Source organism: Candidatus Cryptobacteroides sp., from assembly GCF_056207615.1.
The window spans coordinates 1-4,867 of record NZ_JBAEER010000121.1 but is presented as its reverse complement, the minus strand read 5'-3'; the positions used below and the strand labels follow the sequence as shown (position 1 = coordinate 4,867).

5 protein-coding genes are annotated in these 4,867 nt (G+C 53.6%); 3 read left to right on the top strand and 2 right to left on the bottom strand.

All coding sequences use genetic code 11. The features are described from left to right. Both pgeF and AC06ND_RS07250 read left to right on the top strand, forming a co-directional pair. Positions 1-606, top strand: a 606-nt coding sequence (pgeF, locus tag AC06ND_RS07255) for a peptidoglycan editing factor PgeF (RefSeq protein WP_475678322.1), incomplete at its 5' end; no start/stop codon positions are given. A 3-nt stretch (positions 607-609) separates the two neighbouring features. Then, a complete protein-coding gene (locus AC06ND_RS07250; protein WP_475678321.1) occupies positions 610-1,494 on the top strand; it encodes a DMT family transporter in 885 nt (294 codons plus the stop codon). A 6-nt stretch (positions 1,495-1,500) separates the two neighbouring features. Here AC06ND_RS07250 and AC06ND_RS07245 read toward each other — a convergent pair whose 3' ends face one another. Together AC06ND_RS07245 and queF are read right to left on the bottom strand one after the other, a co-directional pair. After that, the gene (locus AC06ND_RS07245; RefSeq protein ID WP_475678320.1) at positions 1,501-2,307 is read right to left on the bottom strand and encodes an MBL fold metallo-hydrolase; all 807 of its coding nucleotides are present in this window, start codon (positions 2,305-2,307) and stop codon (positions 1,501-1,503) included. A gap of 24 nt (positions 2,308-2,331) precedes the next feature. Then, positions 2,332-2,790, bottom strand: a complete 459-nt coding sequence (queF, locus tag AC06ND_RS07240; RefSeq protein ID WP_475678319.1) for a preQ(1) synthase — start codon at positions 2,788-2,790, stop codon at positions 2,332-2,334. A 113-nt stretch (positions 2,791-2,903) separates the two neighbouring features. Here queF and AC06ND_RS07235 point away from each other — a divergent pair, with 113 nt between their 5' ends. Continuing rightward, positions 2,904-4,172 (top strand): adenylosuccinate synthase, encoded by a 1,269-nt coding sequence (locus AC06ND_RS07235; protein WP_475678318.1) that lies wholly within the window; start codon positions 2,904-2,906, stop codon positions 4,170-4,172. Positions 4,173-4,867: the final 695 nt, after the last annotated feature.

Below are 4,867 nucleotides of genomic sequence, written 5' to 3'. Positions count from 1 at the left end.
CTGCCGTATCCTGTCATCCAGCCGCACCAGACCCACTCCACCAATGTCGCAGTGATCGATCGACCTGACTACACCCGTGAGGAACTCGAAGGCATCGACGCCCTCGTGACCAATCTCCCTGACGTCGCAATCGGCGTGAGGACTGCCGACTGCATTCCAGTGCTTCTCTATGACCCGGTCAAGAGGGCAGTGGGTGCCGCGCACAGCGGATGGAGAGGTACCGTGAACAAGATTGCGGCACAGGCGATTCTCGCAATGGTCAAGACCTATGGATGCAAGGCATCCGACATGGTCGCAATGATTGGCCCCGGCATCGGTCCGGACAGCTTCCAGGTGGGTGAGGACGTCGCCGGCTACTTCAAGGAGTCCGGTTTCCCTCTCGACAGGGTCTGGTCTTTCAGAGGACCGCGCACTGAGGGCAGCATGGCAGGCGGCCACCATATCGACCTATGGGAAACAATCAGGATAACCCTAATGGAATGTGGAATTCCTGAGAAGAACATCCAGCTTTGCGGCATCTGCACCTACGAGAGCGAGGACTTCTACTCGGCGCGTAGGGAAGGAAAGGAGACCGGCCGTATCATCAATTCTATCAAGCTTATCTAGTCAATGGACGCAGGCATAAGGAGAAGGACTCTCCTGGGGTTGCACGTCGCGGTTCTTCTCGCGGGTGCGACAGGACTTTTCGGAAGATACATATCGATCAGCGGCATACCTCTGGTGTGGTTCCGCATGATGGTCGGAATCGTCGCAATGGGCATCGCCATGGCCTGCATGCACAGGCTGCACCGCGTACCGCTTAACAGCCTGCTGCCGATCAGCGCATGCGGAGTGATGCTCGCCGTGCATTGGGTCGCGTTCTTCGCCAGCATCCAGGAGTCGAACGTTTCCGTCGGCGTCGCATGCATCGCGACCTCGTGCTTCTTCACCAGCGTCTTCGATCCGCTCATCAACCGTAAGAAATTCTCGTTCGCGGCGTTCGCGATCAGCTTCATTTCCATTGCCGGTGCGCTCGTGATATTCAGCCTGGACATCCGTTACAGGACCGGAATCCTGCTCGGACTGGCCTCTGCGGCGCTCTACTCGCTGTTCTCAATCATGAACATCCGCGCCGGAGCGAAGACCGGTGAGGACAGCAGCACCATGCTCTTCCATGAACTCATCAGCGGCTTCCTTTTCCTCACCATCTGCGTTCCCGTCTATTCCTACGTCGCGCCGGATGCACCTGTCATTCCGAAGACCAACGACCTGATTGCGCTGGTGATACTCGGATCCGTGCTTACCGTGATCCCGTTCCTGCTGCAGATCGTCGCGATGCGCAGGCTCTCCGCCTTCACCGTGAACGTCACCTACAATCTCGAGCCGGTCTACAGCATCATCCTCGCCGCCATTCTCTTTGGCGAGACAAAAGAATTAAACCTGTCCTTCTGGACAGGCTTAGCTCTGATAGTTCTATCTGTAGTGCTCCAGACTATAAGGTCCGGAAGAAAGTAATCCTTCTTACTTGAGTTCCTCGTGCATCACGTGCCTGAATCCCTTGGCCGTGAGGGCGTTTGACAGTGCCTCCATGTCGGTGTCACCCATGTGGTAAGGGATGACGAATCCCGGCTTGATGAGCTTTGCCGCCTTCACGCACTGGTCGATGGTCATCGTGTACGGCTGGTTCACAGGGAGGAGAGCCACGTCGATCTTGCCGAACTTCTTCATTCCTGTGTAAGGCTCGGTGTCGCCTGCGACGTAGATCCTCAGACCGTCGATCTTGAGGATATAGCCGTTACCGTTGCCCTTAGGATGGAACTGCTTGTGCTTTGCGGTGCTGTTGTAGGCAGGTACGGCCTCGAGGGTGATGGCTGACGAGAGCGAGCGGCTGTCGCCGTTGTGCATGATCTCGCCCTTACCTATCTGGTCATAGCTGGTCTGGTTCACGATGAGGGTCGCGTTCTTCGCGGAGCGCGCGTCGATGGTCGATGCGTCGAGGTGGTCTCCGTGCTCATGGGTGATGGGGATGATGTCGCCCTTCGGAACGGAGCTGTAGTCGATGGTCTTGCCCTGGTACTCTCCGACAGGGTCCACGAGTATGGTCCTGCTGTCCTTGGAGATGTCCGCGTTGAAGGAGATCGCAACCGAACCATGGTTGATGCAGTAGATCTCAACCGAACCGTTAGGGGTGTCGAACACTTCGACCGGGTATGGACATCCAGGATGCTTTACCTCCTGTTTTTCCTTCTTTCCGCCGCCCATGCATGAGATTGCTGCGGGGATGATAGCGAGCGCTGCGAGAGCGCAGATGAAGCTTCTTCTTTTCATAAGTTCTTGTCTAGGCCTTGCCTTCTATTCGTGTGTGGCGAGGCGCTGCTCCGCCAATTTCTCAAACTTCGTACCAGGACGGCCGTAGTTCGCGTACGGATAGATGCTGATGCCTCCCCTCGGAGTGAAGATGCCTGTCACCTCGATATACTTGGGATCCATCAGCTTGATGAGGTCCTTCATGATCTTGTTCACGCAGTCCTCATGGAAATCTCCGTGGTTGCGGAAGCTGAAAAGATAGAGCTTGAGGCTCTTGCTCTCGACCATCTTCACGTCGGGGATGTAGGAGATCCTGATCTCCGCAAAGTCAGGCTGACCGGTGATAGGGCAGAGGCTGGTGAATTCAGGGCAGTTGAACCTTACCCAATAGTCGTTGTCCTGATGCTTGTTCACGAATGTCTCAAGCACCTCGGGTGCGTAATCGCTCTTGTATTCGGTCTTCTTGCCAAGGGCCTGGAGACCTTCGTTTTCTCTTTCGCTCATTGTTGATAACTTTGGTGATACAAAGATATCTTAAACTTTGTAGGACTCAAAGATTATTCCTACTTTTGTCCACCGGTTATGCACCACAACGCTAATATTTAAAACACCAGTATATGAAGAAAGTTGATGTTGTTCTCGGTCTCCAGTGGGGCGATGAGGGCAAAGGAAAAGTTGTTGATGTTCTTACTCCCGGTTACAAGGTGATCGCTCGCTTCCAGGGCGGCCCTAACGCAGGTCACTCGCTCAAGTTCGACGGTGACGGTTTCGTTCTCCATACCGTACCTTCAGGTATCTTCCGTGAGGGTTCCGTAAACATCATCGGTAACGCTGTAGTAGTTGACCCTGTTATCCTCATGGACGAGATCCATCAGATCGAGGCTAAGGGTGTCGATGTTGTTTCAAGGCTCAAGATCGGTAAGAGGGCACACCTCATCCTTCCTACCCACCGCATGCTCGACGCAGCCAGCGAGTCAGCAAAGGGCAAGTCTAAGATCGGTTCGACCCTCAAGGGTATCGGCCCAACCTACATGGACAAGACCGGACGTAACGGTCTCCGCATGGGTGACATTCTCTCTCCGGAGTTCAAGCAGCGCTATGCTGCCCTCAAGGAGAAGCACGAGGGCCTTCTCGCACAGTACGCAGGTTTCGAGTATGACATCACCGAGTACGAGCAGAAGTGGTTCGAGGCCGTAGAGGAGCTTCGCAAGTTCGAGTTCATCGAGAACGAGATCGTTGTCAACAAGTACATCGACGAGGACGTCGCAATCCTCGCAGAGGGTGCTCAGGGCTCAATGCTCGACATCGACTTCGGTACATATCCGTTCGTTACTTCATCAAATACCATGACTGCAGGTGTCTGCACCGGTCTCGGTGTCGCTCCTAACCGCGTAGGCAAGGTCATGGGTATCTTCAAGGCATATTGCACCCGCGTCGGTAGCGGTCCGTTCCCAACTGAGCTCTTCGACGAGGACGGTGAGAAGCTTCGCGCAATCGGTCACGAGTACGGTGCTACCACCGGCCGTCCACGCCGTTGCGGTTGGCTCGACCTCGTAGCTCTCAAGTACGCTGTAATGATGAACGGCGTGAGCGAACTCATCATGATGAAGTCAGACGTCATGAACGACTTCGACACCATCAAGATCTGTACAGGCTACAAGCTCGGAAACGAGACCATCGATTACTTCCCATTCGAGGCTGGTGACGATATCGTTCCTGTTTACACCGAGTTCAAGGGCTGGAAGAGCGACATCTGCAGCATCCGCGAGTACGACAAGCTCCCTGTAGAGCTCAAGGACTACATCGCCTTCATCGAGAAGGAGACAGGTTGCCCTGTCAAGATCGTCTCTATCGGTCCAGATCGCGAGGAGATCATCGTTCGCTAATTCGCTTCGGACTGCGAAGAGTTTCTAGTTCGCAATCCATTCGAACATCATACTGAAAAGCCGACCCACCCGGCCGGCTTTTTTCGTTGTGTACTGCTTGTGGGCCTTTCCTTGTTCGTATTACCCTGCCCGTGATTATTCTCGTGGCGCTTAAAACGATAACTCTCAATTCTTTAAGCTATTTGGGCAGGCTTTTTTTGCACTACCCGTTTTCGCGTAAATAATTGTGACTCAGTCATTAAACTGCCATGCCGAACTGTTTGAACTGGCAGGGCAGTAGAAGCGGGCAAAAGCGGACACCGGCGAGCCTCCCCAACGAGCTCGCAAGGTGGTACGCTTTAGCTGCCGGAGCTCCTCCATTCCGGCAGCGTTGCCTCCCATACAATACAAAACCACCTGGAAATTATTTTTCCAGGCAGCTCCTTGCTTCATTGATTATTACAGTTGATTGTTAGTCTACCCAAACAGGTCGAGTGTCTAGTCCATCCCAACAGTCAAGGTTGCTTGGCCTTGAAATTAAGTTAGAATTCCATGACCAGTCATTTATTATCTTTTACCTTAAATAGTATCCTCCAGTCTTGCTGCTCCCTCTATGTTCAATCTTATCAGAGATGCTGGCTAAAGTCCTCTGCACAGAACGGAGAGGGATACCCAAGCCTTCTGAAATTTTGACTGCCGAATATCCTGGGTTGTTC

Bases quoted from the DNA above. Each gene is read 5' to 3' on its own strand.
- queF (WP_475678319.1), bottom strand. From the start codon at position 2,790: ATGAGCGAAAGAGAAAACGAAGGTCTCCAGGCCCTTGGCAAGAAGACC.
- AC06ND_RS07245 (WP_475678320.1), bottom strand. From the start codon at position 2,307: ATGAAAAGAAGAAGCTTCATCTGCGCTCTCGCAGCGCTCGCTATCATC.
- AC06ND_RS07235 (WP_475678318.1), top strand. From the start codon at position 2,904: ATGAAGAAAGTTGATGTTGTTCTCGGTCTCCAGTGGGGCGATGAGGGC.
- AC06ND_RS07250 (WP_475678321.1), top strand. From the start codon at position 610: ATGGACGCAGGCATAAGGAGAAGGACTCTCCTGGGGTTGCACGTCGCG.